This is a genomic window from Cytobacillus sp. FSL K6-0129 (genome assembly GCF_038007625.1).
Classification (GTDB): Bacteria; Bacillota; Bacilli; order Bacillales; family Cytobacillaceae; genus Cytobacillus; species Cytobacillus kochii.
The window spans coordinates 1,871,335-1,898,060 of the sequence record NZ_JBBOXM010000001.1 but is presented as its reverse complement, the minus strand read 5'-3'; the positions used below and the strand labels follow the sequence as shown (position 1 = coordinate 1,898,060).

Sequence of the window (26,726 nt, the reverse complement as noted above, 5' to 3'; positions counted from 1 at the left end):
GAAAGGTAAGGAAGGGTCATGATGGTTGAAAATGATACACCCATCGTTCATTTGCACAAGTTTCGTGATAAAAAGCAACTGCAAGGTGAGGAAGCTAGTTTTCAGTTAATTGAAAAGGTTAAAAGGTACAGTGAACGCCACTTAAATATTCGTGAAATGGTCCGTGCAAAGCATATTTTTAAACTACACCTCCAATTAAAGGAGGAGGATGAAATTCCATCAAGTATGTACCAGCTATTTACGGATTGGTTAATTTTTGACTACCAAACCATTCATGGGGTTAGCGTGTTTCAGCTATTTTTACAGAGACAAAGAACTCAGATGCATGAATATGAAATGATTCAAGCTGCCCTATGTATGGCTGCTGTTATGGAACCATTGTTAATTACAAACTATGATGGAAAGACTATAGTTGGATATGATTTAAATGAGGAAGAACAAGTTGTATCTTTAAATAAAGTGGAGCATTCTTCTTTAACTATCGTAAGAGGAACGGTTGTTTTTTTAAGGAGAATTCCTGGTATAAAGAATAATTTCGCTTTCACCCCTCTCCTACTATGTCAAGATGTTCATCCTTTTAGTGAATTACGTACAAACTATCAAAGAATGGGCAAAAAAGATACATTGAGATCTTTTTTAAAGCACAGAGCATTGGACATATTACCAGAAAGCCAATATTGGGAAGTATTGAGTCAATAGTCCTCGTTCTTATTGTCTGAAAACAAACAACCTTTTTAGGTAGAAAAGGCTGTTATACTGTACTGTAGGTAAGAAAATGCTAATGCTTTATAAGTTGAAAAAAATTATAATGATCGGGACAAGTGATACATAGTTTTTCAAAGGGAATAATGATATAATGTTTAAATGTGAATTAAAAAGAACTATGGAAACTTGAAATAAACGATTATGAGCAAAAATAGATATATGTCATATACTGTTTTACAGATATACGATGGTTGGAGGTTTCTTTATATGACTATTTACCATTTCGTCGGTATTAAAGGGTCAGGGATGAGTGCACTTGCACAAATTCTACATGATATGAATTATAATGTTCAAGGATCAGACGTTGAAAAGCACTTCTTCACACAAGTGGCACTTGAGGAAGCTGGAATAAAAATTTTGCCATTTAATAAAAATAATATACAACCTGGCTTAACAATCATTGCCGGTAATGCATTCCCTGATACACATGAGGAAATAGAAGAAGCGACAAGACTTGGTTTACCAATCATTCGCTATCACAAGTTCCTCGGTGATTTCATGAAGAATTTTACAAGTATCGCTGTTACAGGAGCACATGGTAAAACTTCTACGACTGGGTTGCTTGCACATGTACTTACAGGTGCGAATCCTACTGCTTATTTGATTGGTGATGGTACTGGGAGAGGAAATAAACTGGCCGAATATTTTGCTTTTGAAGCATGTGAATATCGCCGCCATTTCTTGTCATACCATCCGGATTATTGCATCATGACAAATATTGATTTTGATCATCCAGATTATTTTGCAAGTCTTGATGATGTTTTTTCTGCGTTTCAAGAAATGTCATTACAAGTGAAAAAAGGAATTTTCGCTTGTGGTGATGATGAACAATTACAAAAAGTGCAAGCAAAAGTACCTGTTGTTTTTTACGGTTTTGGTGAAGAAAATGACTTTCAAGCAAGAAATGTCATCAAGTCAACAAGCGGTACAACCTTTGATGTATTTGTAAGGAATACCTTCTATAATACGTTCACGATCAAATCATACGGAGATCATAACATCTTAAATGCTTTAAGCGTTATTGCCGTGTGTCATTACGAAGATATTGATGCTTCGATTGTTCAAGAGCAGCTCCTCACTTTTGGAGGAGTAAAGAGACGATTTACAGAAAAACAAATTGGTGATCAAGTCATTATCGATGATTACGCTCACCATCCGACTGAAATAAAAGCAACAATTGAAGCAGCGCGTCAAAAATACCCTGATAAAGAAATCATCGGTGTTTTCCAACCGCATACCTTCACAAGGACACAAACATTCTTAGATGATTTTGCTTCAAGTTTAAACTTGGCAGACCAAGTGTATCTATGTGAAATCTTTGGATCCGCTAGGGAAATCCACGGAAAGCTTTCTATTGAAGATTTACAAGCAAAAGTCGATGGTGCTGTTATTTTAAACGAAGACGATACGAATATCTTAAAAGATCACCACGATGGTGTCTTAATCTTTATGGGTGCAGGCGACATTCAAAAATTCCAGAAAGCATACGAAATGCAACTATAAGCGAGTAGTTCCTCATGTGAGTGGGGGACTATTTTTTGTTTTATAAATTCAATTTGTGGTTCAATTCCATTAGAGCAAAAAAGGAATTTGTGCGTGCAATTGAAGTGAAATCGGCAAAGATAGCTGCGTAATTTTTGAGTTGCACTCACATCAGGCCGTCGAAAACGACACAACAATCATTTTTTCTTCAAATACTCTCCTTAATCAATTACTTTGAACTAAGTAAATTTGAATGATGAAAGTTGATGGTATTCATTTTCTTACTATTTTGATAAAATATAATATAAAAAAATGACGGATAAATTACGGGGGAATGAGTATGCGAAAAAATATATTAAAGGTATGTGTTCAACAAGATGATATTGATCATTTAGGACACATGAATTATATGAAGTATCTTGTCTATTTAGAGAAGGGAGTATCTAACTGGTATAGAGAAATTGGCATTGGAAGAGAGCAATTAGATCAACAGCATTTAGGAACAGTAATGGTTAACTTTGATGTTACCTATAAAAAAGAGGCACGGGTGAATGAAGAACTCACAATTTTCACAGAATTGCGTAACGTAGGTAATAAAAGCTTATATATTTATCAAGAAATATATAATGAGAATCAAGAGCTATTAACAACATGTAAGAAGACATTTGTCATGTTTAATACAATTACAAGACAGGGTGTACCTGTTGTTAAGGAAATTACAGAATTAGTAAATAAGGAAAATTATAACAATTAAACCCGAAGAATATGGCAATACATAAATAACCACGAACAAAAATTTGTTCGTGGTACATGGAAAAAGTCGAATTTGTTAGCTTATTTTAAGTTTTCTGGATTGAGAGCTTCTAATTCTGCAATTACAAATTTGCCGTCTTTGCGGATTAATTGATCATCGAAGTAGATTTCTCCACCACCATAATCAGGACGTTGGATATTGACTAAGTCCCAATGGATATTTGATTTGTTCCCATTATATGCTTCGTCATAGCATTGTCCTGGTGTGAAGTGAAAGCTACCGTCAATTTTTTCATCAAAAAGGATATCTTGCATTGGGTGTAGAATATAAGGGTTAACACCAATAGCAAATTCTCCAACAAAGCGAGCTCCCTCATCTGTATCGAATATTTTGTTAATACGCTCAGTATCATTAGCAGTGGCCTCAATGATTTTACCATTCTCGAAAGTTAGTTTTACATTTTCGAACGTAAAACCGTTATATGGAGATGGTGTGTTATAAGAAATAACTCCATTCACTGAATCACGCACTGGAGCGGTATAAACTTCACCATCTGGTATATTCATTTGTCCAGAACATTTAATAGCTGGGATATCTTTAATTGAAAAACTTAAATCAGTCCCAGGTCCTGTTAAGCGAACTTTATCTGTTTTATTCATCAATGAAACGAGATTGTCCATGGCTGCATCCATTTTACTGTAGTCTAAGTTACATACATCAAAGTAAAAGTCTTCGAATGCTTCCACGCTCATTTTAGCTAATTGAGCCATTGAAGCGTTTGGATAGCGGAGTACGACCCATTTTGTTTTTGGCACGCGAATTTCTCTATGTACCTTTTGGCCGATTGTTGATCCGTGAATACGCATTTTTTCATCTGGTACATCTGCTTGTTCGTTAATGTTATTTCCAGAACGTAAACCAATATAAGCATCCATTTGGCTCATGACATTTGCTTCAAATGAAGCCATCATATTATATTGTTCTTCATTTGCGCCGAATAAAAGTGCGCGGTCAACTGTATTATCTTTTATCGTGACAAAAGGGTGACCACCAGCGGCGTAGGCTTCTTTTACAAGAGCAGTTACAAGTTCTTTTTGTAAACCGAAGTTCTCAATGAGAACCTTTTCTCCTTTTTGTAAACCAATTGAATAATTAATTAAGTTCTTAGCTAATTGTTCAATACGAGGATCTTTCATTACATATCCCTCCGAATAAAAAATTGATTACTACCTTCTTATTGTAACCTAAAGTGGGATGTTTGTTCGAAAATAACTAGAGAAAAAGACAGAATAAATGATTTTCTTAGGATAAAATAGATAAGTAAGGTTCCCGTTAGGTCTAATCGCTTCATTTAAGTAATTGTTTATATTATGATAATATTTACAGATAAAATAAAAAGGATTATTTGGAAAGAGCGTTTATTCTCTCATAATTGGGGAAAAGCAATAATAAATTAAATACTTTGCTCTTTTCTTTGAATCATTCTTATTTTGAAAATACGGAGGTGTGCCTAATGGAAATTATCTTGTATTTGAGTGTAGCGGTTATTGCCATTGCTTTTTTAGTTTTAGTCATCTACCTTTCTAAAACACTCTCATCGCTACAAGTAACGTTAACAAGTGTATCTAAGACATTAGACGGGTTAGAAAAACAGCTTGATGGAGTGACCAAGGAAACAACAGTACTCTTACATAAAACGAATGCATTAGCAGAAGATATTCAAAAGAAATCTGAAAGCTTGAATAATGTTGTTGGTGCCGTAAAAGAAGTAGGGGACTCAGTAAGAACCTTTAATGGTTCTATTCAAAATATATCATCTTCAGTCAGTCAGCAGCTAGAGTCGAATAAAGAAAAAGTCGCACAAGCTATTAGCTGGGGTAATGTCATCTTAGAATTAAGAGAGAAATATAAACAACGTAAGCAAGCACCAGCGCAAACCTATACAGCTGAGGATCCTATCCCAGTTCCTAGCAAGAAAAGAGAAAGAGCAAGGTCATAAATTCAATTTGGAGGATGATAATGATGAGTAACCAAGATCGTCAAGAAAATGAATCAAAACAAGTGGCCAAAAATGAAGATAGCATCAATACAAAGGATTTCGTCATCGGAGCACTAATTGGTGGTATTGTAGGTGCTGGTACAGCATTATTACTTGCACCTAAATCAGGTAAGGAACTAATAAGTGATATTAATACACAAGCTTCTCAATTAAAGGAAAAATCTAGCCATATCGCTGATACTGCTAAAGTAAAAGGTACTGAATGGGTTCAGGTTGCTAAAGAAAAAAGCAATGAAATTGTCCAATCAGCAAAAGAAAAATCTAGTGACTTACAACAAACAGTCTCAAAGCAGTCTGCAGATATGAAAGATAAAATTAAACAAATGACTGCAAAAGATGACGCAGTAGCTGAAGAAAATGCTCCAACATCGGAAGCAGAAGCACAAAAGAGATTAGAAGAAACGAAAGTAGCTTTTGACCAAACAGAAGAAAAAGTAAATCAATAGTATTCAATAAAGCGGTAAAGAGCCATCTATTCTTTACCGCTTTATTATGATCTCGATTTGTCATAGGTGCTTCTTTTTTAGTAAAATAATGTGGGGTATACCATAATTATAATAAGAGAGGTAATTCAAATGGAAAGATTAAATACAAAAGAAGCATTTAAACAAGCACTGCAAGAGAATGAGAAGATGTTATTACTTAAGCACAGTAACACTTGCCCAATCAGCGCAGATGCTTACGAGCAATATGAAAAATACACAAATGAAAATAGTGATGTGAAAGCTTATTACTTAGTTGTTCAAGAAGATCGCCCATTGTCAAACGAGATTGCAGAAATATTTGAAGTAAAACACGAATCTCCACAAGCTTTTCTTTTTGTTAATAAAGAAGTGGCTTGGCATACATCCCACCGTAAAATTACATATGATACCCTAAATGAGGCTGTACAAGCTTAAGGAAGTTATCTATCCCGAACGATTTATTTGTCTAATATGGACGTGAGTCGTTCGGAACATTTTTTAAATTGGTTGAAGGAGTTATGTGTTTTTTCCGCACGAGTGTGTAATTTTTAGTTGACCAGTGAATTTTTAAATTGTCCCCCTCTTGTATTTCCTCTAATAAAGAGGACTTCTTGCCGTTTTTAAATAATGTACATTGAAGTTTACCATGATAAGGAATTTGAACTTTTGCAAATTTAATCACATCATGAAAATAAAACCTTGCTTGGTCATCTTCCTTTATTATTTCTAGTACATCTCCTGAATGTATAAGTGATTCCTCAACTAATTTCTCTTTTTCTCTGATTATGTGCAAAAGTTGTTTATAAAGCGTAACTTCTTTATTATTGACACTAATCGTTATACTGGCCTTGTATTGTAAAGATTTATATTTTATGAATTCTACCAGTGTTAATGGGCGCGGCTCAATGATCTCTAAACGATCTAAATGGTTGACATGACTAGTTAAAGATATCGAATTTCCATTGCAAATAACTTTTCCTTTATGCGGTGGAATGATTGTCTGCTTCCCATTGATGATCAGTTGATATGGCTTTACGCTCTCTAATAGATGTGTCAAATCTAATGAATGAAAGATTTCTGTAATTGTCGATGGGATCATATATTCAATATGATCACCGTCCTCGAGTAGCTGTTGAGTGGATGCTGTTACTTGATTCACCTTTATTAAGGGCATAATGGTGTATTTTGCATCGTGAATATAAATACTTTTATTCTCGGTTTCTCCGACACAATCAGATACTCTAATAGTCGCTGGCTCCCCACTCATTCCTCTTACGACACTTATTTCATCATGAGCGTGAACGGCATCATTTAATTTTGCCTTTTTACCGTTCAAATAAATATATGGCGGTTTTCCGTGACTTCCTGGAATGGTCATTTGTTGTTTGTTAACGGTAATTACTTTTGGAGAGCCAATTTTTCCATACCAATTCCTTGTGAGATATTTTGCAGTTAATAAGACATCCTTTACTGTGAGAGTCTTGATTTTTAGCAATCGTTCTGTCTCTCCATTGATTGTAATAGGAACAAATCTGAGCGGAGTTTCGTTGGCTGCAATTGCGATTGCAAAAGGTGTGACATACATCGGGTGAGAAGCTAGCTCTTCTGGAAATGATAGATGTTTTAAGCTATTTAAAGTTTTAAGCATGACTTGATGAGGAGGCAAATCTAATTGGTCTCTAAGTAATTCTTGAATGCCTGGTGTTAAGCTTCCACCGCCAATTATTAGGAGGGCAAGAGGTGACTTTTTATTATTTAGCTGTTGTATTTTTTTTGAAAGTGAATGAGCAAGTTGTTCGATAAAGGGAAAAAGCCTACTCATTAAGTCTTTTGAGTAGATATGTTGTATTGTGTTATTTAATGTTTCAAATGTGAAGGATTCATGGTCGACCAAATGCCGCTTGATCCGCTCTGCTTCATGGAAATCGGTTAGTGTTAATTGCTGAATGAACTCTGTCACTTCATCACCTGCCTGTGGCACCATCCCATAAGCAGTAATTGTTCCTTCATTAGTAATGGCAATATCAGATGTACCTGCTCCGATATCTAATACAGCTATATTCAAATGTCGTAAGGATGGAGGAATTAAAGTTTGTACACAAGCAATAGGCTCGAGTGTTAGTCCATCGATCGTTAACCCTGCTCTTTGTACAGTTGCTTCTAGAGAGGTGATAACAAGCTTAGGTAAGAAGGTGGCAATAATTTCTATACTCGCTTGAGCACCTTGTTGATGTAATAAACTCCCAATAGGCTGTCGGTCAATAAAATAATACAGTGGTGTATAGCCTACAAAGGTATAATCTGTTTGGATTTCTGTATGATGAGTTTTATTTGTAATAGTAGATTGTGCTTTTTGAAGAGCTTGCCATTCTAAATATTGAATATAGTCAGCAGTTAAAGGAGGGTAATTTCTTATATCCATACTAGCCATTATGCGTTCGGTTCGTAATGATCTACCAGCTGCAGCAATAAATACTTTTTGAAGGGGACCATGTTTTTTTTCAAAGTATTGTTTAATAACAATAACTGTTTCTGCAACCGATTGGATATTGTGAATTTGTCCATCCATCATTGCCCTATCATCATGTTCCTTTACAAAGTAATCAACACAATTATACTCACCTTCTTCAAAAAGAATAAAGAGACCAATGACTGACCTTGTTCCTATATCTAAGACAAAAAATTGTTTCTTCTCACCCAAAAGAATCACATCCTTTTGAATCAATTTGCTTTATTGCTTAAAAGCGTCTAATTAATAAAGATAAAATTAGTGACAGAAGCGTATATTTCATATATAATAACAACAATTATAAAAAATGTATTATAATTATCACCAAAACAAATAAGTGATATCTGAATGAAGCAAGAAAGTATTGTACTCATCTTCGCTTTTTCGGAATTAAGCTTTAATGTAATAACAATTGAGAGGATGGGACTATTATGGGTAAAGAACTAGAGCAATTGCGTAACCGAGTGGATGAAATTAACCTTCAGTTGCTTTCTTTAATTAATGAGAGAGCAGAACTTGTACAAGAAATCGGAAGGGTAAAGGAAACACAAGGAGTCTATCGTTATGATCCTGTCCGTGAAAGAGCGATGTTGGATCTAATCAAAGAGAATAATAATGGACCTTTTGAGAACTCAACAATTGAGCATATGTTCAAGGAGATCTTTAAAGCTGGTTTAGAATTACAAAAGGATGACCATCGCAAAGCATTATTAGTATCCCGTAAGAAAAAATCTGAAAATACAATTGTTGATATAAATGGAGAGCAGATCGGTAACGGACAGCCGCATCTTGTCTTTGGGCCATGTGCAGTAGAATCATATGAGCAAGTGGCATCAGTTGCTGAAGCTGTGAAAGCTAAAGGCTTGAAGTTGTTACGTGGCGGCGCATTTAAGCCTAGAACTTCTCCTTATGATTTCCAAGGTTTGGGTGTTGAAGGCTTGAAGATCTTAAAACGTGTAGCAGATGAATATGGTTTAGCTGTTATTTCAGAAATCGTAAGCCCAAATGATATGGAAACTGCAGTGCAGTACTTAGACGTTATTCAAATTGGAGCTAGAAATATGCAGAATTTTGAATTGCTAAAAGCAGCAGGACAAATCAATAAGCCTGTACTCTTAAAGCGTGGTATGTCTGCAACGATTGAAGAATTCATTAATGCAGCTGAATACATCATGGCACAAGGAAATGGCCAAATTATTCTTTGTGAACGAGGTATAAGAACATATGAAAAAGCAACAAGAAATACGTTAGATATTACGGCTGTTCCAATTTTAAAACAAGAAACACATTTACCAGTTATGGTTGATGTCACTCATTCAACTGGAAGAAAAGATTTATTACTTCCAGCTGCAAAAGCAGCACTTGCAATTGGTGCTGATGGGGTTATGGCAGAAGTACATCCAGATCCTGCAGTGGCGTTATCTGATTCCGCTCAGCAAATGGATTTAAATCAATTTGATCAATTCATGAACGCACTTAAACTTCCTTCACAAATTCAAGTGTAATGGTATAATAAAGCTGATTTAAGGGGAATGGTAGCCGTCCCACTTGAGTCGGCTTTTTTATATCTTTTTAAAAAAATTTGTAGTAAGCTGGTTGTGGTTTCTAATTTTTTTACAAGATTATGTGAGGAATTGAACAATAGGATAGAACTTTGGGATATCAGTTATGTAGGTTAGATTCTAACTATTTTTTGACTTTTTCATAAATATTTCAGCATGAAGTTGCGAGGGAAGAGAAAAGTATCGTATGATTATACATAATTACAATTCTTGCTGAACAAATAAGGTTTGTAGAAGAATGACATACATAAATACATTTTATTAATATAGAAAAAGTAGAAGGAGTGTGTGACATGAATATTACGATTTATGATGTAGCACGCGAAGCAAATGTTTCAATGGCTACTGTTTCAAGGGTTGTCAATGGGAATCCTAATGTCAAACCGACAACAAGAAAAAAAGTATTAGAGGTAATTGAACGTTTAGGCTATCGCCCTAATGCTGTTGCAAGGGGACTTGCTAGTAAAAAAACTACGACGGTAGGGGTGATATTACCCGATGTATCGAGTACTTTTGTCGCGGAGTTAGCTAGAGGAATCGAAGATATCGCAACGATGTATAAGTATAATATTATTTTAAGTAACTCAGATCAAAATATGGACAAGGAGTTACATCTATTAAACACGATGTTAGGAAAACAAGTGGACGGGATTGTTTTTATGGGCGGTAATATAGAGGAAGCACATGTGACGGAATTTGAGAAATCTCCTGTACCTATTGTACTTGCTGGTTCTATTGAAAAGTCGCAAACCATTCCTTCTGTTAACATCGATTATGAACAAGCAGCTTATGATGCCACGGAAGCCTTTATTCAAAAAGGTCACGAAAAAATTGCCTTGCTGATTGGCCCTTTAAGAGAACCAATCAATGCAGAGAAAAAATTAGAAGGCTATAAGAGAGCTCTTCAAGACGCGAGTATTCCGTATCATGAAGAATGGGTAATTGAAGGGGACTACACATATGACTCAGGTTTGGAAGCATTTGAACGGTTGTTAGAGTTAGATAGCAAGCCAACTGCTATATTTGCTGGTTCAGATGAAATGGCATTGGGCATCGTTCATGGGGCGCAAGATAAAGGGTATCACGTACCTCAGGATGTAGAAGTGATTAGCTCTGATAGCACAAGATTAGCTTTAATGGTGAGACCACAACTTACATCTGTTGTACAACCGTTATATGACATAGGTGCAGTTGCAATGAGGTTATTGACGAAGTATATGAATAAGGAAGAAGTCACAGATCACACAGTAGTACTTCCGCACCGAATTGAACAGCGTAACTCAACAAAATAATCATCCGACCGATATGAGAAAAAGAGGGAAAGACATGTAAAGTGAGTTTACCGAGTTGACAAGGTAATTCTCACTTTTTACATGTTAAGGTAAGAAAAAATGGTCAAGTGAGAAGATAAGTGTCTTTGCAGCTAATAAGGAACAACTTGTCTTCACCTCTTGCAAGACTCGCCAATAGGCGAGTTTTCTAATTTCGTCATTAGGGAGAGAGAGAATGAGAAAGTTAGACAAGTTAACACCAGTTGGTTTAATGGTCGGTGTAATCATGATTATCTTTGGAATTGTTGCTTCCGGTGGGTGGACTGGGGTCAAGTATTTTTTTGATTTCTCTTCCATCTTTATTGTCATTGGTGGGATAGTTGCAGGTCTTTTTATATCCTTCCAAATGAAGGATTTACGAAAGACTTTTATAGTAATGAAAAAAGGCTTTTCTAAAGAAGAAAGGTCAATCGAGAGCCTGATTGAGACCTTTGTTAAGTTAGCAGACCGTGCTAGAAGAGAAGGTATATTATCTTTAGAGTTAGAAGTTGTAAATGAACCAAATCCTTTTATCCGTAAAGGTGTGTTGTTGGCGGTTGATGGAATTGAACCAGAAATGATTAGGGATATACTTGATGCCGATATTGATGCAATGGAAGAGCGCCATCGAAAAGGGAGGAATATTATTGAAAAAGCAGGGGATTATGCACCAGCTTGGGGAATGATTGGTACATTAATTGGACTAGTCCTTATGTTGAAAAATATGGATGACCCCTCAGAACTTGGTTCCGGAATGGCAATTGCTCTTTTAACGACTTTATATGGCTCTTTACTAGCAAATCTTTTTTTCAATCCTTTAGCTGCGAAACTTGAATCACAAACGGATGATGAAATTTTTTATAAACAGGTTGTGATTGAAGGAGTAATTGGTGTTCAAACGGGACAGAACCCAACGATTTTACGAGAGAAATTAAGTGTTTACTTGTCCGAAACTGAGAAAAAATCTATCGAGGGGCGACTAGAGCTAACGGAGGACTTTGAACATGAGGCGCAATAACCGCCGTTCTAAAAGAGATAGGAACAATAAAAAGGGTGCTCCCCTTTGGATGGTGACCTATTCAGATCTTGTTACGCTCGTTCTCGTTTTTTTCATCCTTCTGTTTTCGATGTCACAAGTGGATATGACGAAGTTTAAGGCTGTCTCAGATTCATTTAATAAAGTAGGGATATTCCAATCTAGCTCATCAATATTACCTGATGATGGACGTGAATCTGTGCCAGATGAAACAGAGACAGGTACACCACATTCACTTGATTCACTTGTTCAGGAAGTTGAGAGTTATCTAAAATCTAATGGGTTGGAAAATGTGATTACAGCCAATCGAAATGAAAGAGGTGTTGTGCTCATTCTGCAAGAGCAAGTATTGTTTGAAACGGGCCAAGCCGATCTTATTGAAGATTCATTTGGTTTTCTCGAAAGCTTAGGGGTCATGCTCAAAGAAATGCCTAATCTTATCCGAGTCGAGGGCCATACAGATAATCGCCCAATTGAAACGTATCGCTACCCATCGAATTGGGAATTATCTTCAGCCCGAGCAAGTAGTGTTATTCGTTATTTAGTGGAGAATAATGAAATAGAACCGTCTCGTTTTACTGCAGTAGGATACGGTGAAACAAGGCCGATTGCCGCAAATAATAGCTCAGAAAATTGGGAGAAAAATCGCAGAGTAGAAGTTATTATTCTTGATCCTGAGTATAAACACAATGAAGCTATGGAATCATCTAATTGATTCTATAGCTTTTTTCATTTTTTTGGTCCCAAAAAAAGCTATGCCTACTCCTTACCATATAATATTTAACTGTTTTTTCTCAACCTATAGACTGACTTTTAAACAGCGGTCATTTTGTATAATGAAAGAAACGGTAAGGAGGAGAAACGTATGCAAATAAAAGAGCTGACAATATATGTAGGTAATTACAATGAAACGAGAAAATTTTATGAAGAAGTGATGGGTTTAAATGTATATAAAGAATCTAAACAACAGATTACATTTCAGGTCGGTACAAGTCTGTTAACCATTCAAGAGGAGATTGAACAGGCATCTTTTTATCATTTTGCTATTAATATTCCACCTAACTTACTTCAATCAGCGAAAGTTTGGTTAAGTAATAGAGTTAAATTGGCAATGGAGGAGGGGGAAGATGAGGCAGACTTTAAGGAAGCGAAAGCAAAAGCGATCTATTTCGAGGATCCATCCGGTAATATCGTTGAATTGATTGCAAGAAAAACGTCAGCAGTAGCTAGTGAATCGCATTTTCATAAGGCTCATTTTTTAAATATAAGTGAGGTAGGTATCGCTACAAACCATATAATAGAGCTTGCTCAGCAATTACAAGATAAAGGAATACCAGTGAGAAACAACGAATCAATTAAACACGAGAAATATTTAAACTTTTTCGGAGAATATGATGATGGAGTTTATATTATTGTTGCTCCTGTTGGTAGAAGGTGGATTTTCTCAAATAAATACGCTAAAGAAGCGCCAATCGTTATTCGAACAGATAGAGGGACTATTCAATCCTAGGAAATGGAGGTAATCATGAGGAAAGTAGAAGTACTTAATTATGATAGACAATGGTCTACGGCCTTTGAAGTAGAGGCACAGAAGTTAAAACGAGTCTTCAAAGATAAAATGATAGTCATTTTTCATATCGGTAGCACCTCAGTACCAGGTCTTAAAGCCAAGCCGATTATTGATATATTACCGGTTGTCAAAGATATTACAGAGGTTGATGATTACTTAATTGAAATGAATGCATTAGGGTATGAGGCAAGAGGAGAGAATGGTATAAGAGGAAGAAGATATTTTCAAAAAGGACATGATAATCGTACGCATCATCTTCATTTTTTTGCAAAAGACAGTAAGGAGATTATTAGACATCTTGCCTTTCGTGATTATTTACGGACTCATCCATTAGAAGCTGGAAAATATGGTGCCTTAAAAGAATCGTTGGCCATCAAGCACTCGACAGATATCCATGCCTATATAGAAGGAAAAAATGCTTATGTGAAAAAAGTTGAACAGAAGGCATTAGCATGGTTTGAAAGGTTCGGGAATCTTCATCAACATCGGTTTTGAATATATCTTTCTGGATGGCTTTGTATTTTACCATCCAGAAGAGATATATTGGTCTGTCACAAATTTTTTAAACGTTTTAGTAATGGGTGACATATAACGGCTTTCTAACCAGGCAATACCAATCATACGGAAACAATGTGGTCGACTGATTGGAATTTGTATAATCTTACTTTTGTTGATACCTTTCAAATCAGGTAAAACTGAAACCCCAAGCTCTGCAGCAACTAACCCTGCGACTGTATCTGCCTCATCTCCTTCAAACGTAATTTTTGGCGTGAGGCCTGCATCTAAAAAGAGCCCCTCAACGGTTTCTCTTAAAGAATAACCTTTCTTTAAATGGATGATTGGTTCATATTTTAGTTCTTCGAGTGTAATAGATTTTTTCTTTGCTAGCCGATGGTTTTTAGGTACGACAGCAAAAAGTTCTTCCTCCCATAACTTCATCCAGCCTACCTGATCATCTTTTTCATTAGGTGCAATAAAACATAAATCAATTTGCCCATTATAGAGTTGCTCTAACATGACATGTGAAGCTCCCTGACTAAGTCGGAAATGTGTCTCAGGGTAAGAATCACGGAATTGTGAAATCATATCGGGGATAATGTTGGTACTTAATGTGTGGAGAAAGCCAAGAGAAATCGTTCCAGTATGCGGTTGAATAAGGTCTTGAATTTCTTGCTTAGCTTCTACATATTCTTGAATGATTTTCTCTACTCTTCGCAAAAAAATAACCCCATAAGCATTAAGGTGAATAGCACGCCCTTGTCTTTCAAATAATGGCACGCCTAATTCATCTTCTAACCTTGCAATGGAACGACTTAATGCAGACTGAGAAATCAATAGTTTCTCTGCTGATTGTGTCATATGTTCTGTTTCCGCAAGAGTTCGAAAATAAAGCAGTTGTTGAATATCCATAGACTCACTCTTTTCCATTACATTAATGCATTATTTTTATTATTATAATGCATTATACATATCGATTCAAAGGTGGTACGATGTTTAATATTAAAGAATATGTTAGAAGGACTATTCTAAAAGAAAGAAGAGAACATGAATTGATGAACGGCATACAGCAAGGTACCAACCTTTTTAAAAAAGTGAATATCGCATTTTTTGCAGCGGGTTTTAATACTTTTGCCATACTCTATTGCATGCAACCATTACTACCGGAGTTTTCGAAGATTTTTTCTATTACCCCAGCAGAAGCAAGTCTCTCCCTCTCCCTGACAACAGTAGTTTTAGCGATTAGTATGTTATTTTTTGGGTCTATATCAGAGGTGTGGGGAAGAAAACCGATTATGGTTTATTCCATGTTCATTTCCTCATTTCTGTGTATTTTGACAGCATTTAGTCCTTCTTTTGAGATATTACTTATTTATCGTGTGCTCATTGGTGTGACACTTGCAGGCTTGCCTTCTATTGCAATGGCTTATTTATCTGAGGAAATGGATCCGAAAAGTTTAGGAAAGGCAATGGGCCTTTATATTAGTGGGAATGCCACAGGCGCTGTCTTTGGGCGTGTGTTTACGGGTGTTATTACAGATTACTTCAGCTGGCAAATTGCTATCCTTGGCGTGGGACTGATTGGCTTTATTGCCACAATGTATTTTCAACGAAGTTTACCTGATTCTAAATTCTTTAAACCGAGATTATTAAACCTTCGTTCATTATCCAATTCTTTAATTGACCATCTTAAAGATCCAATGTTGTTAGCTTTGTTTTTTATCGGTTTTTTACTATTAGGCAGCAATGTGGCATTGTTTAACTATGTTGGTTATTTATTAATGAGCGAGCCATTTTCATATAGTCATGCAACGATTGGCTGGTTATTTCTTATTTATTTAATCGGTGTAGTTAGTTCTACAATTAACGCAAAACTTGTTCGTTCTTACGGTAAAGAGAAGATGTTAGTTAGTTATTTCACCTTGGCCATAGTAGGTACAGTTTGTACGGCTATACCTCATATCATCGGCATTCTTTTAGGTTTATCCATCTTTATATTTGGCTTTTTCGGGGCACACGCCATTGCTTCAAGTTGGGTTGGCCAACGAGCAACACATGACAAAGCACAAGCCTCTTCGCTCTATTTATTTCTTTATTATTTCGGCTCTAGTGTCGGTGGTACAGTTGCTGGATTCTTTTGGTCGCGCTACGAATGGCATGGAGTCATCGGCATGGTTGTCATTTTTCTTATGATAGGATTTGCGCTTGTTGCAAGTCTACAATATATGCAAAAAAACAATGTAGTGTTGAAACAACAGTGGCATTCTTATAAATAAAAATGATTGATGATTGAGCGCTCAATCAAATATTTTTATGAGAGTAATAGGCGATAGTAAAAACCCAATCTGATCAAATCGGATTGGGTTTTTTCATATAAGGAAATGATGGACAAGAGTGGAAAAGCAGAAGTGAAAGCCGAGCGATGGTGGTGTTAGCCTTTTCATTAGTAAATTTTGTTTCCTTGCGCAAATTTAGATTGTTTGCGTTACAACTTGTTACGACATTATTTCACATAGTGGAGACGATCATTAAATAGTAACTGCCAAGCTATCGATAATAGGATTAACTCTTATTAATAAGAACTAACAGCTTTTTTTCTCTCCTCTTTAAATACGTTTCTAGTTAAATCAATAAATGCTTGTAGTGGTGGTGTCATTTGTTTGTTTTTATGCCAAGCTATTTGTGTATAGAGTTGAATGTGTTCGTTTGGCCAAATAACTTCTTTTAATTGACCGTTGTGAAGCTCTTTATTGACGACCATGGCGGGAAGAAAAGCCACACCTAGTCCAGCTATTACACATTGTTTAAGGGCCTCTATACTCACAAACTCAATACTGTTATGCAAAAAGACATTTTCCCCCGCTAAAGTCTGCTCCAATAAAGTGCGATAGGCACATCCGATTTCGGTTAAGAGAAATGATTCATTTTGTAAATCTTTTAGGGTAACGCTTGATTTAATTGCATACTCTGGCGCTGCCACCATTTTTAACTCTTCAATTATTAATGTCTCTGTCAGTAAGGTCTCAGGGGTTTTTCTCACATCCATGATAAAGGCAAGGTCGAGTGTACCATCATCTATAAGTGCTCTTGCTGAATCATCAGAATGGGCAGGTTTAAACGTCAATTTTACATGAGGAAACTGTGATTTAAATAATTGTAAAACTCGTGGAAGTCGGTAAGTACATTGACTTTCTTGTGCGCCAATTGTTAAGGAGGCTATTCTAAACTGTTTGTCACTTATTTTTTGTAGTGCCTCATCATTTAACCTTAACATTTGGTCAACATACTTCTTGTATTCTTTACCGGTAGCGGTCAAGACAAGCTTTTTTCCCAACCTTTCAAAAAGTGGGTGTTGCAGTTCTGCTTCTAATGCTTTAATTTGAGCGGTTACACTTGATTGTGCAAAATTAAGCATTTTTGCAGTTTTTGTAAAATTCAAAGTAGTGGCCGCTGTTTGAAAGGTCTTTAATTGCTTCATATCCATTTTTTCACCTTCTGCATTGATCGTATTTTTCGATTGATGATATCTATATTATCATCTGTATCTATTAATAGAAACAGATTAAACTTAATATGATAGGAAACTAGAGGAGTGAATCGTAATGAAAATAGCAGTTATATATGGTGGAACACGTAAAAGCGGGAATACTGAATGGTTGACGAAACAAGTGATAAATGGGGTGAAAGTTAAGGAATTTCATTTATCTAACTATCAAATAGATGCTATAAAGGATCATCGACATAGTGAAGGCGGTTTTCCTCTAGTGGATGATGATTATCAACAATTAATTCAAGAAATAATGACATATGAAACGTTAATATTTGCTACACCTATTTACTGGTATAGTATGTCCGGTATGATGAAGAATTTTATCGATCGTTGGTCCCAAACACTCAGGGATCCCGAAATGAAACACTTTAAGAAGTGCATGGAAAATAAACAAGCTTATGTCATAGCTGTTGGTGGAGATCAGCCAACGATCAAGGGATTACCAATGATTCAACAATTTCAGTACATCTTTGATTTTATGGGAATGAAGTTTTTAGGATATATATTGGGTGAAGGAAATAAACCGAGAGATATCGAAAAAGATACGAAGGCAATCAGTGCAGCAAAAGAAATGAATAAAGTTATTTCACAAGGAAATGAGGCATAAAAATGAACAATCAACCCATTAACATTCAAGAAAAACTAACAAAATTTCATACGTTTTGGTCTCCAAAAGTTGTTGCAGAAATGAATAATTATCAATTGAAGGTCGCTAAATTCTCAGGGGAGTTCGTGTGGCACAAGCATGATGATACAGACGAAGTATTTTTGGTAGTTAAAGGTGAATTAACGATTCGCATGAGAGAAGAAGATGTGGTATTAAAGAATGGTGATTTATTCGTTGTCCCTCAGGGAGTAGAACATTGTCCATATGCAAAAGAAGAGTGCCATGTCATATTAATTGAACCGAAAGGAGTGATTAATACAGGAGAGGTGAAATTATCATTGACGGCTGAAAATGATGTTTGGATATAAGATGCAAAAGGGGGCAAAGTGATGGAATTAAGGGAGGTATTAAACGAGCAATTAAATGCATCACATCATGAAAATGGGTGGTTTGTTAGTTTGCTGAATAGCATAACAAACTTGAGTGATGAAGAAGCAAATTGGAAACCGAACGAAGACGTTCATAGTATCCATGAAATCACGACACATCTTCTTTATTATAACGAAAGATACTTGCATCGCTTCAAAGAAGAGCCAGTTGATGAAGCTAAAGAAAATACTTTTCAGTTGGCTGAAGGGGTAACTTTTTCTCACACGAGAGAGAGGATTCATCAATTATATAATGATTGGAAAAAAAACCTAGAAGCAGCGGATGATTTAGTGATGAATAATGCCAGTGAGGCATTGAGTCATCTTTATTTGCATACGGCGTATCATACGGGTCAAATCATCTTGTTGCGCAAATTACAAGGAAAGTGGGATGCATCCCAAGGAGTGGAAGGCTAAGCTTGATTGGGCTACTGTCATCGACTTGTTCTTTCAGATGAAGGTTGCAATCAGTTGCAGGTTAAATTTTGGCATGGTATAATTGGGAAAACTTAAATATACAACTACCTTTTGTCTAAAGGGGAGTAGCAGTTACAGTAAAGTCGTCAATACAGGGACTCTCCCTCGGCTTTATTGGCAACATTCGTTGTTTGCGAGACCTTTACCAAGTTTCTTTGGTAAGGGTTTTTGTCGTGCTTTTAAAAAAGAAACACTAACTCATTTATGAAGGAGTGAAGACTAATGGCTGTGAAAAAATTACTAAAGAGACTCATTCAAAAAGAAGGCGTGAAGTTTTTGAAGAAGAAAGCAGTGCCAATCATAAAAGAACAGTTAAAGAAAAGAAAGGGTAGATAAGGGATGAAAACAAAAGTTTACCTTGCAGCTTTTGGTATGTTGTTAAGCTTGTCTGCGTGTTCGCCAATTGAAGATACAAAAAATACGTTGGCTTACGTAAATGATGTGGAAGATTATATGAATGAGATTACACAGTTTGCCAACGAATTTCCGGAACAAGCAGAGCAAGCGATAACGGATGAGAATGTTGCAGCATCACTGGAAAAAAATGTAGAGGATTTACAAAATGCCATCGATACAATTGAAAACACTGAAGCACCAGAATTAATTGATAGTCTGCATGCTGAGTTGGTGCAACAAAATGAAGCATTATCTACGCATTTAGTTAAGCTTGAGGAAGGTTTGGAGAAAGGGACATTATCTGAGGCATTCATCGAGGACCAAGAATTTATGCAAACAATTAATGACATCACATCTATTTACAATGAAATTGAGAATCTTGGAGAATAGATGCCCGTGATCCTATTAAGTTAAAACAAGCAGAGACTGGGACAAAACAGAGTTGAGCGCTTCGCAAAAGGGAATAGCAAGTCACTCAGAAGGGAAACCGGAGCTGAGCGCTTCGCAAAAGGGAATAGCAAGTCACTCAGGAACAAAACCAGAGCTGAGCGCTTCGCAAAAGGGAATAGCAAGTCACTCAGAAAGGAAACCAGAGCTGAGCGCTTCGCAAAAGGGAGTAGCAAGTCACTCAGAAGGGAAACCAGAGCTGAGCGCTTCGCAAAAGATGTTAGCAAGTCACTCAGAAGGGAAACCAGAGCTGAGCGCTTCGCAAAAGGGAATAGCAAGTCACTCAGAAAGAAAACCAGAGTTGAGCGCTTGGCAAAAGGGAATAGCAAATTACTCAGGAACAAAACCAGAGTTGAGCGCTTCGCAAAAGGGAATAGCAAGTCACTCAGAAGAAAAACCAGAGCTGAGCGCTTCGCAAAAAGGATTAGCAAGTCACTCACAAGGAAAACCAGAGCTGAGCGCTTCGCAAAAGGGAATAGCAAGTCACTCAGAAGAAAAACCAGAGCTGAGCGCTTCGCAAAAAGGAATAGCAAGTCACTCAGAAGAAAAACCAGAGCTGAGCGCTTCGCAAAAAGGATTAGCAAGTCACTCAGAAGGGAAACCAGAGCTGAGCGCTTCGCAAAAGGGAATAGCAAGTCACTCAGAAAGAAAACCAGAGTTGAGCGCTTGGCAAAAGGGAATAGCAAATTACTCAGGAACAAAACCAGAGTTGAGCGCTTCGCAAAAGAGAATAGCAAGTCACTCAGAAAGAAAACCAGAGTTGAGCGCTTCGCAAAAAGGATTAGCAAGTCACTCACAAGGAAAACCAGAGCTGAGCGCTTCGCAAAAGGGAATAGCAAGTCACTCAGAAAGAAAACCAGAGTTGAGCGCTTCGCAAAAAGGATTAGCAAGTCACTCACAAGGAAAACCAGAGCTGAGCGCTTCGCAAAAGGGAATAGCAAGTCACTCAGAAGAAAAACCAGAGCTGAGCGCTTCGCAAAAAGGATTAGCAAGTCACTCAGAAGGGAAACCAGAGCTGAGCGCTTCGCAAAAGGGAATAGCAAGTCACTCAGAAAGAAAACCAGAGTTGAGCGCTTGGCAAAAGGGAATAGCAAATTACTCAGGAACAAAACCAGAGCTGAGCGCTTGGCAAAAGGGAATAGCAAGTCACTCAGAAGAAAAACCAGAGCTGAGCGCTTCGCAAAAGATGTTAGCAAGTCACTCAGAAAGAAAACCAGAGCTGAGCGCTTCGCAAAAGGGAATAGCAAGTCACTCATAAGAAAAACCAGAGCTGAGCGCTTCGCAAAAAGGATTAGCCAGTTACTCAAAAGGAAAACAAGATCTGAATGCTTCGCAGGATTTTTTTCTGCCGGAAAAATAAGAATATAACAGTAAATATAAAAGAATACGAATCATAATATGTGTTTCTTACTGTCAGCGCCCAGCAAGCTGCTTACACTCTGTTACAATGTTTAGCTACTTCTTCATAAAAGAGAAGAGGTTAGGACAAAAGGTTTGCAGCAACTCAACTAAAAAGGCCGAACTATGATTAGACAAGCTCACACATCGGGAACATGCTACAATAGTTCAGCTTTCTATATTGATAATTTAGCTCATAGATCAATAGGTGATGTTAGTTATGTTTCCTAACCTTTATCATTACTTAATAACTTCTGTCCCAAAACTTTGCGCCTTACTTCATTTTTCATTCATTTTTTCCTCTTATGGGATAAAGCGCTTTTTCCACCGTTTTAGCGTTTTTTTCAGTGATTTCATTTTTTCTTGGAATGGGATCATATATATCCGATGAATCTTCCCAAGTTTGTGGCAACTTAAATGGAGATTCCTTTTCCCACTTTTCAATCCAATCAGAAGGTAATGGTCCTGTTCCGCTTGAATTTTCAATCATTTCTAACCAAATAAGTGACCAAGCTCTCGGAACTACCCGCCAGATATCATATCCACCCCCACCAACGGCTATCCATCTTCCTTCACAATATTGATGAGCGAGTTGGTGAGCGAGCCTTGGTATTTCTTTATATATTCTCATTGTTGCCGAAAGATGTGTTAACGGATCAAAGTAATGCGCATCAGCACCATTTTGGGTGAAAATAATATCTGGTTTAAAAAACGCTGCTACTTCTTTAAAGGACGTTTCGTATGCATGTAGCCACGAATCATCCTCTGTAAAAGCGTCTAAAGGTATATTAAAAGAATAGCCATATCCATGACTATGACCTCTTTCGTTAATATTCCCTGTTCCGGGAAATAAGTATCTACCGGTTTCATGGATAGATAATGTACATACATTTGGGTCATCATAAAACGCCCATTGTACACCATCACCATGATGAGCATCCGTATCAATATAAAGGACACGGGCATTGTACTTTTCTCGTAAATATTTGATTGCCACTGAGCTGTCATTATAGATACAAAATCCAGATGCCTTACCTCTAAAGCCATGATGAAGTCCCCCGCCTAAATGAAGGGCGTGTTCTGCCTTCCCTTGCATGACATAATCAGCGGCAGTCAATGCGCCTCCAACAAGTAAGCTACTGGCCTCGTGCATTTGAGGGAAAATAGGTGTATCCTCGGTTCCAAGCCCGTAACTCTCTGCCTGCTCTTGGGGAAGCTCATCATTACCTGCTAACTTTACAGCACGAACATAACCTGGATCATGAATGAGTAATAATTCTTCTTCTGTTGCTATTCTAGGTGCAATCATTTGCGTGTCTTTTATCGCATGGATAGATTGTAGTAAATCTAAAGTTAATTTTAAGCGTTGCTGATTAAAAGGGTGCTCAGCATTAAAGCGATAGTTAAGTAATGCATCAGAATATAAAAAAACAGAACGGTCCATGATGTTCACTTCCTTGGATCTATAGGCCAGAGTACAGAATGTCCTTCCTCACGTAATTTGTCTACAAGAGAAAGCGGATTCATTGTTTGGACTCTAAGGACTATAATTTTATAATTACTATCCTCTTTATCTGGATAGACGAGGACACTAAGAATATTGGCTTTTAAATTACGAAATACGGAGGTAACCTCAAATAGCTTACCTGTACGATTAGGCACTCTTACTTCGATTTGTGACCCTGGCTGATGGGCACCTGTTAATTCTACATAAGTATGAAGGAGGTCTGTCTGAGTCACAATGCCGACTAATTGGTTATCGTTGAGAATGGGCATACAACCGATGCGGTGCTCGTAAAGGGTCGCAGCGATATCCTCTACAAAGTCTAATGGGTGTCCAGAAATAATGTCCGTTTTCATAATTCGTTTAATTGGTTGTGAGAGGCCTTCTTTTAATTGAACTGTATCTAGTATAGAAGGCGTCGCATCCCGTATATCTCGATCTGTTACTAAGCCGATCAGGTGATTGGCTTCATCGATAATGGGCAAATGGCGGATTTTTTGATCACGCATGAGTTGGAGTGCATCAGCAATGAGGTGATTTTCTGTAAGTGTAAAGATTTCCTTCTTCATCATTTCTTCAACAATCATTTAAAATCCCCCTTTTTAAGAAAAACTAATACATAAAGCGATTCATAAATCGAAGTTTATCGAACTGTTGAATGGAATCTGTGCTTACCCGATTACCAATCCGGGCCATTAGACAATTAGCAGGATGGGAGCTGATTTCTGGATCATCGGTAGCAAACCAAACAAGTCCCCCTGCATTCATCATCTTTTCCATGATTTTGCGATACTCCCATACGTTTAAACCAGTTCCTTTTAAGTCCCAATGCCAATAATATTCGGTAGTAATAACAATATAATCTTCCATCGCATCATCCATCATCGATACGCGTAAGATACTTTTTCCTGTTCCCGTTCCTCGAAAGGCAGGAATCACTTCTATTGCCCCTAGTTCTATGAGATTATTCATTTTCCCTTCTGACCATCTTTCTAACGGATCTGGATATAAATAAGTCGCATAGCCTACGATCGTATCTCTAAATCTAGCAATAATGATTCTTCCTTCAGGTAATCCAGCAATCTCAATTAAGGCCTTCCTCTGTTGCTCTGGAGGTCTGAAAGCAACAAGATCATGATGAAAGTCATAGGTTTTTAGAACGTCGGCAGATATCGGTCCTTCAATGATTAATTCTCCGTTTGCCGTATTCAGTTTCATCGCATTATACGTTTTCAGATGCTGCAATTCATTCACCGCCTAAAACAAGTAATCTTACTATCTATTATACATAAACTGCTGAAGCGCTTTCATATAAAAAATATAAATTTAATGACAATTTAAAATAATATGTAGATTATATAAAAATTTTAGTGGGAATTGAAACCTTTTTATTTTAATTGCCCTATATTTGATCAATGGAAAGGGAGGATTTAACATAATATTTACGTCAGCCTTTTTAGATTACTCTTAACAGGCAATGTAGCCGTGAAGAAAATCATAGCAATAAAAGAAGTAAGAACGTTTGTTAAAGCTATCAGTATAAAATTAAAAACCCAGAGTAGCTTCAACACCAGATGAAGTAAGGGAGAATGTAAAATCTTACTTCACAGTAGGTAAGTATAAAAAAACAGCTAGCTGATCGAACTGTTGACATTTTTGAAAAAAGTGGCTGCACAAGCAAATCCTTTTTTCCTCAACTATCCTTGCCCGTTTACCTTCAGATGTACGCACAAATCCCTTTTCCTGAGCTATCCCTGATTATAAAAAAATCGTATCAATAACACAGAAGGAATCAGCTTTTAATCGTTATCCCTTCTTAACATACAATTTAATAAGTCTTTATAGATAATTTACTGCCTTATAATTTAAAAAATTGTGAAAAAAAAGTATTTATATTATAATAGTTTAAACAAGTTTAAAGGGGGATAAATGAACATGAAATTGGAAGCGCTGCCAGCAATACAAGGTAACCATAATTTGAAAAATTATGAGGAAGCGTATAATAGTTTTGATTGGACAGAAGCGAAAAAGCAATTTTCTTGGTACGAAACAGGGAAAATGAATTTGGCGTACGAAGCAATTGACCGCCATGCTGAAAGTGATAAGAAAAACAAGGTAGCGCTCTATTATCGTGAAGGTGAGAATAAAGAGAAGTATACCTTTAAAGAGATGAAGGACTTTTCAAACCAAGCGGCTAATGTACTAAAAGCACATGGAGACGTTGAAAAAGGTGATCGCGTATTTGTTTTTATGGGACGTTCACCAGAACTTTACTTCTCAGTTCTTGGCGCAATCAAGCTAGGTGCCATAGTCGGACCACTATTTGAAGCCTTTATGGAGGGAGCAGTAACAGACCGTTTAGAGGATAGCGAAGCAAAAGTCCTTATTACGACTCCTGAACTATTAGATCGTGTACCCGCTGATAAATTACCAAACTTAAAACATATTTTTGTTGTTGGTGAGAATGTAGAAGAAAATGGAAAATTATTAGATTTCCGTAAATATATGCAAAAGGCTAGTAAAGAATTAGAAATTGAATGGGTAGAACCGACAGACGGTCTAATTTTACATTATACTTCTGGTTCCACTGGTAAACCAAAAGGTGTGCTGCACGTTCACAATGCGATGATTCAACATTATCAAACGGCGAAATGGGTATTGGACTTAAAAGAAGATGATGTTTATTGGTGCACGGCTGACCCAGGTTGGGTAACAGGAACTTCTTATGGTATTTTCGGACCTTGGTTGACAGGAACATCAAACCTTATTGTCGGAGGCAGATTTAGCCCAGAAACATGGTATCAGGCGATTGAAGATTATGGTGTTACGGTTTGGTATAGTGCACCAACAGCTTTTCGTATGTTAATGGGCGCTGGGGATGAAGTAGTGAAGAAATTCAACTTAAGCACTCTACGACATGTGTTAAGTGTAGGTGAACCATTGAATCCTGAAGTGGTGAGATGGGGAGTGAAAGTATTCAATAAGCGTATTCATGATACGTGGTGGATGACTGAAACGGGTGCTCAACTCATTTGTAACTACCCAAGCCTAGAAATTAAACCTGGCTCCATGGGTAAACCAATTCCAGGGGTAAAAGCAGCCATTGTCGATGACCAAGGGAATGAACTACCACCAAATCGCATGGGTAATCTGGCCATAAAAAAAGGGTGGCCATCTATGATGCACACCATTTGGAATAATAAAGAGAAATATGATTCTTACTTTATGCCAGGTGACTGGTATGTTTCAGGTGATTCCGCTTATATGGATGAAGATGGATATTTTTGGTTCCAAGGGAGAGTCGATGATGTAATTATGACGTCCGGCGAACGGGTAGGACCATTTGAGGTAGAAAGTAAGCTCATCGAACATCCAGCTGTTGCTGAAGCTGGTGTCATAGGAAAACCGGACCCGGTTCGTGGCGAGATTATAAAAGCCTTTATTGCGCTAATCGATGGTTATGAAGCAACAGATGAACTGAAAGAAGATATTCGTCAATTCGTTAAAAAGGGGTTAGCTGCACACGCTGCACCTCGTGAAATCGAATTCCGCGACAAACTGCCAAAAACACGTAGTGGTAAAATCATGCGCCGTGTATTAAAGGCTTGGGAATTAGATTTACCTACGGGCGACTTATCTACAATGGAAGACTGATCTAACAACCACACACAAGTCATATAGATAGAGTAGTGAGAAAGATTGTTGGGTTTTTTGAAATTGCGGGTCAATGATAGGGGATTCCTCTCTTATTGACTCGTTTTTTAGTATTTGAGGAAAGTTTTTTAGGAAAGCAACATTTTATGCTATCTACACATAAAAGGGTGGTTAATAGCTATAATGAATGTTCTCCTTGTTTTAATAGATGTTTAAAGTGGGAATTATTATTTACATATACGTAAAAATTTGATAA

Annotated in this window: 26 protein-coding genes; 19 read left to right on the top strand and 7 right to left on the bottom strand. The window is 37.0% G+C overall.

What is annotated here, in order from left to right; all coding sequences use genetic code 11:
- Window positions 1–21 precede the first annotated feature (21 nt).
- The 3 genes from MHI57_RS09255 (at window position 22) to MHI57_RS09245 (ending at window position 3,001) form a co-directional block, all read left to right on the top strand.
- A complete protein-coding gene (locus MHI57_RS09255; RefSeq protein ID WP_340975963.1) occupies window positions 22–699 on the top strand; it encodes a hypothetical protein in 678 nt (225 codons plus the stop codon).
- A 273-nt stretch (window positions 700–972) separates the two neighbouring features.
- Window positions 973–2,268 carry a UDP-N-acetylmuramate--L-alanine ligase gene (gene murC / locus MHI57_RS09250; RefSeq protein ID WP_095372223.1) on the top strand — a complete coding sequence of 432 codons (1,296 nt, stop codon included), beginning with the start codon at window positions 973–975 and terminating at the stop codon, window positions 2,266–2,268.
- A 319-nt stretch (window positions 2,269–2,587) separates the two neighbouring features.
- Complete coding sequence (locus MHI57_RS09245) at window positions 2,588–3,001, top strand: acyl-CoA thioesterase (RefSeq protein ID WP_340975961.1); 414 nt, start codon at window positions 2,588–2,590, stop codon at window positions 2,999–3,001.
- 80 nt (window positions 3,002–3,081) lie between these two features.
- Here MHI57_RS09245 and MHI57_RS09240 read toward each other — a convergent pair whose 3' ends face one another.
- Window positions 3,082–4,197 carry an aminopeptidase gene (locus tag MHI57_RS09240; protein WP_095372225.1) on the bottom strand — a complete coding sequence of 372 codons (1,116 nt, stop codon included), beginning with the start codon at window positions 4,195–4,197 and terminating at the stop codon, window positions 3,082–3,084.
- A 317-nt stretch (window positions 4,198–4,514) separates the two neighbouring features.
- Between MHI57_RS09240 and MHI57_RS09235 the strand changes: the two genes are divergently transcribed.
- The 3 genes from MHI57_RS09235 (at window position 4,515) to ytxJ (ending at window position 5,959) form a co-directional block, all read left to right on the top strand.
- On the top strand, window positions 4,515–5,000 hold the full coding sequence (locus MHI57_RS09235; protein ID WP_095372226.1) for a DUF948 domain-containing protein: 486 nt from the start codon (window positions 4,515–4,517) through the stop codon (window positions 4,998–5,000).
- 23 nt (window positions 5,001–5,023) lie between these two features.
- Complete coding sequence (locus MHI57_RS09230) at window positions 5,024–5,506, top strand: YtxH domain-containing protein (RefSeq protein WP_095373626.1); 483 nt, start codon at window positions 5,024–5,026, stop codon at window positions 5,504–5,506.
- A gap of 129 nt (window positions 5,507–5,635) precedes the next feature.
- On the top strand, window positions 5,636–5,959 hold the full coding sequence (ytxJ, locus tag MHI57_RS09225; protein ID WP_095372227.1) for a bacillithiol system redox-active protein YtxJ: 324 nt from the start codon (window positions 5,636–5,638) through the stop codon (window positions 5,957–5,959).
- A 31-nt stretch (window positions 5,960–5,990) separates the two neighbouring features.
- Here the strand turns inward: ytxJ and MHI57_RS09220 are convergent, their stop codons facing one another.
- Entirely contained in the window at window positions 5,991–8,225 is a 2,235-nt protein-coding gene (locus MHI57_RS09220; RefSeq protein ID WP_322910357.1) for a cell division protein FtsA, read from the bottom strand.
- A gap of 239 nt (window positions 8,226–8,464) precedes the next feature.
- Between MHI57_RS09220 and MHI57_RS09215 the strand changes: the two genes are divergently transcribed.
- The 6 genes from MHI57_RS09215 (at window position 8,465) to MHI57_RS09190 (ending at window position 14,006) form a co-directional block, all read left to right on the top strand.
- On the top strand, window positions 8,465–9,538 hold the full coding sequence (locus MHI57_RS09215; RefSeq protein ID WP_285840908.1) for a bifunctional 3-deoxy-7-phosphoheptulonate synthase/chorismate mutase: 1,074 nt from the start codon (window positions 8,465–8,467) through the stop codon (window positions 9,536–9,538).
- A 350-nt stretch (window positions 9,539–9,888) separates the two neighbouring features.
- Window positions 9,889–10,887: a catabolite control protein A gene (ccpA, locus tag MHI57_RS09210; protein ID WP_224938773.1), complete on the top strand. Its 999-nt coding sequence runs from the start codon at window positions 9,889–9,891 to the stop codon at window positions 10,885–10,887.
- A 214-nt stretch (window positions 10,888–11,101) separates the two neighbouring features.
- Window positions 11,102–11,923 (top strand): flagellar motor protein MotP, encoded by an 822-nt coding sequence (gene motP, locus MHI57_RS09205; RefSeq protein WP_322910356.1) that lies wholly within the window; start codon window positions 11,102–11,104, stop codon window positions 11,921–11,923.
- Window positions 11,910–12,656 carry a flagellar motor protein MotS gene (gene motS / locus MHI57_RS09200; RefSeq protein ID WP_328198800.1) on the top strand — a complete coding sequence of 249 codons (747 nt, stop codon included), beginning with the start codon at window positions 11,910–11,912 and terminating at the stop codon, window positions 12,654–12,656. The genes motP and motS overlap by 14 nt, the downstream gene beginning before the upstream one ends.
- 150 nt (window positions 12,657–12,806) lie before the next feature.
- Window positions 12,807–13,451: a hypothetical protein gene (locus tag MHI57_RS09195; RefSeq protein ID WP_307316757.1), complete on the top strand. Its 645-nt coding sequence runs from the start codon at window positions 12,807–12,809 to the stop codon at window positions 13,449–13,451.
- Between the two features lie 15 nt (window positions 13,452–13,466).
- Entirely contained in the window at window positions 13,467–14,006 is a 540-nt protein-coding gene (locus MHI57_RS09190; RefSeq protein WP_307316759.1) for a GrpB family protein, read from the top strand.
- Window positions 14,007–14,033: 27 nt separating this feature from the next.
- Here the strand turns inward: MHI57_RS09190 and MHI57_RS09185 are convergent, their stop codons facing one another.
- The gene (locus MHI57_RS09185; protein ID WP_095372235.1) at window positions 14,034–14,921 is read right to left on the bottom strand and encodes a LysR family transcriptional regulator; all 888 of its coding nucleotides are present in this window, start codon (window positions 14,919–14,921) and stop codon (window positions 14,034–14,036) included.
- Between the two features lie 143 nt (window positions 14,922–15,064).
- Here MHI57_RS09185 and MHI57_RS09180 point away from each other — a divergent pair, with 143 nt between their 5' ends.
- Complete coding sequence (locus MHI57_RS09180; RefSeq protein WP_340978584.1) at window positions 15,065–16,285, top strand: MFS transporter; 1,221 nt, start codon at window positions 15,065–15,067, stop codon at window positions 16,283–16,285.
- A 296-nt stretch (window positions 16,286–16,581) separates the two neighbouring features.
- Here the strand turns inward: MHI57_RS09180 and MHI57_RS09175 are convergent, their stop codons facing one another.
- Window positions 16,582–17,493: a LysR family transcriptional regulator gene (locus tag MHI57_RS09175; RefSeq protein WP_095372236.1), complete on the bottom strand. Its 912-nt coding sequence runs from the start codon at window positions 17,491–17,493 to the stop codon at window positions 16,582–16,584.
- Window positions 17,494–17,611: 118 nt separating this feature from the next.
- On the opposite strand from MHI57_RS09175, the gene MHI57_RS09170 reads away from it, so the two are divergent.
- The 5 genes from MHI57_RS09170 to MHI57_RS09150 all read left to right on the top strand — a co-directional run bounded on the left by MHI57_RS09170 (window position 17,612) and on the right by MHI57_RS09150 (window position 21,172).
- The gene (locus MHI57_RS09170; protein ID WP_095372237.1) at window positions 17,612–18,166 is read left to right on the top strand and encodes a flavodoxin family protein; all 555 of its coding nucleotides are present in this window, start codon (window positions 17,612–17,614) and stop codon (window positions 18,164–18,166) included.
- 2 nt (window positions 18,167–18,168) lie between these two features.
- Window positions 18,169–18,534: a cupin domain-containing protein gene (locus MHI57_RS09165; RefSeq protein ID WP_340975948.1), complete on the top strand. Its 366-nt coding sequence runs from the start codon at window positions 18,169–18,171 to the stop codon at window positions 18,532–18,534.
- 21 nt (window positions 18,535–18,555) lie between these two features.
- Window positions 18,556–19,011: a DinB family protein gene (locus tag MHI57_RS09160; RefSeq protein ID WP_095372239.1), complete on the top strand. Its 456-nt coding sequence runs from the start codon at window positions 18,556–18,558 to the stop codon at window positions 19,009–19,011.
- A gap of 399 nt (window positions 19,012–19,410) precedes the next feature.
- Window positions 19,411–19,857 carry a DUF6376 family protein gene (locus MHI57_RS09155; protein WP_307316769.1) on the top strand — a complete coding sequence of 149 codons (447 nt, stop codon included), beginning with the start codon at window positions 19,411–19,413 and terminating at the stop codon, window positions 19,855–19,857.
- A gap of 52 nt (window positions 19,858–19,909) precedes the next feature.
- Window positions 19,910–21,172: a hypothetical protein gene (locus MHI57_RS09150; protein WP_340975946.1), complete on the top strand. Its 1,263-nt coding sequence runs from the start codon at window positions 19,910–19,912 to the stop codon at window positions 21,170–21,172.
- Window positions 21,173–21,598: 426 nt separating this feature from the next.
- Here MHI57_RS09150 and MHI57_RS09145 read toward each other — a convergent pair whose 3' ends face one another.
- From MHI57_RS09145 to MHI57_RS09135, 3 genes are read right to left on the bottom strand one after another with little or no spacing between them, the layout of a single operon-like run.
- Window positions 21,599–22,756 carry an acetoin utilization protein AcuC gene (locus MHI57_RS09145; RefSeq protein ID WP_340975945.1) on the bottom strand — a complete coding sequence of 386 codons (1,158 nt, stop codon included), beginning with the start codon at window positions 22,754–22,756 and terminating at the stop codon, window positions 21,599–21,601.
- 5 nt (window positions 22,757–22,761) lie between these two features.
- A complete protein-coding gene (locus MHI57_RS09140) occupies window positions 22,762–23,403 on the bottom strand; it encodes an acetoin utilization AcuB family protein (protein WP_307316775.1) in 642 nt (213 codons plus the stop codon).
- Between the two features lie 25 nt (window positions 23,404–23,428).
- The gene (locus MHI57_RS09135; protein ID WP_095372243.1) at window positions 23,429–24,061 is read right to left on the bottom strand and encodes a GNAT family N-acetyltransferase; all 633 of its coding nucleotides are present in this window, start codon (window positions 24,059–24,061) and stop codon (window positions 23,429–23,431) included.
- A 690-nt stretch (window positions 24,062–24,751) separates the two neighbouring features.
- Here MHI57_RS09135 and acsA point away from each other — a divergent pair.
- Complete coding sequence (gene acsA / locus MHI57_RS09130; protein ID WP_095372244.1) at window positions 24,752–26,470, top strand: acetate--CoA ligase; 1,719 nt, start codon at window positions 24,752–24,754, stop codon at window positions 26,468–26,470.
- Window positions 26,471–26,726 lie beyond the last annotated feature (256 nt).

Excerpts from the sequence above, each read along its gene's own strand:
- motS (WP_328198800.1), top strand. The coding sequence starts at position 11,910 with ATGAGGCGCAATAACCGCCGTTCTAAAAGAGATAGGAACAATAAAAAG.
- murC (WP_095372223.1), top strand. The coding sequence starts at position 973 with ATGACTATTTACCATTTCGTCGGTATTAAAGGGTCAGGGATGAGTGCA.
- MHI57_RS09160 (WP_095372239.1), top strand. The coding sequence starts at position 18,556 with ATGGAATTAAGGGAGGTATTAAACGAGCAATTAAATGCATCACATCAT.
- MHI57_RS09190 (WP_307316759.1), top strand. The coding sequence starts at position 13,467 with ATGAGGAAAGTAGAAGTACTTAATTATGATAGACAATGGTCTACGGCC.
- MHI57_RS09140 (WP_307316775.1), bottom strand. The coding sequence starts at position 23,403 with ATGATTGTTGAAGAAATGATGAAGAAGGAAATCTTTACACTTACAGAA.
- MHI57_RS09165 (WP_340975948.1), top strand. The coding sequence starts at position 18,169 with ATGAACAATCAACCCATTAACATTCAAGAAAAACTAACAAAATTTCAT.
- acsA (WP_095372244.1), top strand. The coding sequence starts at position 24,752 with ATGAAATTGGAAGCGCTGCCAGCAATACAAGGTAACCATAATTTGAAA.
- ytxJ (WP_095372227.1), top strand. The coding sequence starts at position 5,636 with ATGGAAAGATTAAATACAAAAGAAGCATTTAAACAAGCACTGCAAGAG.
- MHI57_RS09185 (WP_095372235.1), bottom strand. The coding sequence starts at position 14,921 with ATGGATATTCAACAACTGCTTTATTTTCGAACTCTTGCGGAAACAGAA.
- MHI57_RS09235 (WP_095372226.1), top strand. The coding sequence starts at position 4,515 with ATGGAAATTATCTTGTATTTGAGTGTAGCGGTTATTGCCATTGCTTTT.
- MHI57_RS09230 (WP_095373626.1), top strand. The coding sequence starts at position 5,024 with ATGAGTAACCAAGATCGTCAAGAAAATGAATCAAAACAAGTGGCCAAA.
- MHI57_RS09240 (WP_095372225.1), bottom strand. The coding sequence starts at position 4,197 with ATGAAAGATCCTCGTATTGAACAATTAGCTAAGAACTTAATTAATTAT.
- MHI57_RS09155 (WP_307316769.1), top strand. The coding sequence starts at position 19,411 with ATGAAAACAAAAGTTTACCTTGCAGCTTTTGGTATGTTGTTAAGCTTG.
- MHI57_RS09145 (WP_340975945.1), bottom strand. The coding sequence starts at position 22,756 with ATGGACCGTTCTGTTTTTTTATATTCTGATGCATTACTTAACTATCGC.
- motP (WP_322910356.1), top strand. The coding sequence starts at position 11,102 with ATGAGAAAGTTAGACAAGTTAACACCAGTTGGTTTAATGGTCGGTGTA.
- MHI57_RS09180 (WP_340978584.1), top strand. The coding sequence starts at position 15,065 with ATGAACGGCATACAGCAAGGTACCAACCTTTTTAAAAAAGTGAATATC.
- MHI57_RS09195 (WP_307316757.1), top strand. The coding sequence starts at position 12,807 with ATGCAAATAAAAGAGCTGACAATATATGTAGGTAATTACAATGAAACG.
- ccpA (WP_224938773.1), top strand. The coding sequence starts at position 9,889 with ATGAATATTACGATTTATGATGTAGCACGCGAAGCAAATGTTTCAATG.
- MHI57_RS09170 (WP_095372237.1), top strand. The coding sequence starts at position 17,612 with ATGAAAATAGCAGTTATATATGGTGGAACACGTAAAAGCGGGAATACT.
- MHI57_RS09245 (WP_340975961.1), top strand. The coding sequence starts at position 2,588 with ATGCGAAAAAATATATTAAAGGTATGTGTTCAACAAGATGATATTGAT.
- MHI57_RS09175 (WP_095372236.1), bottom strand. The coding sequence starts at position 17,493 with ATGGATATGAAGCAATTAAAGACCTTTCAAACAGCGGCCACTACTTTG.
- MHI57_RS09255 (WP_340975963.1), top strand. The coding sequence starts at position 22 with ATGGTTGAAAATGATACACCCATCGTTCATTTGCACAAGTTTCGTGAT.
- MHI57_RS09215 (WP_285840908.1), top strand. The coding sequence starts at position 8,465 with ATGGGTAAAGAACTAGAGCAATTGCGTAACCGAGTGGATGAAATTAAC.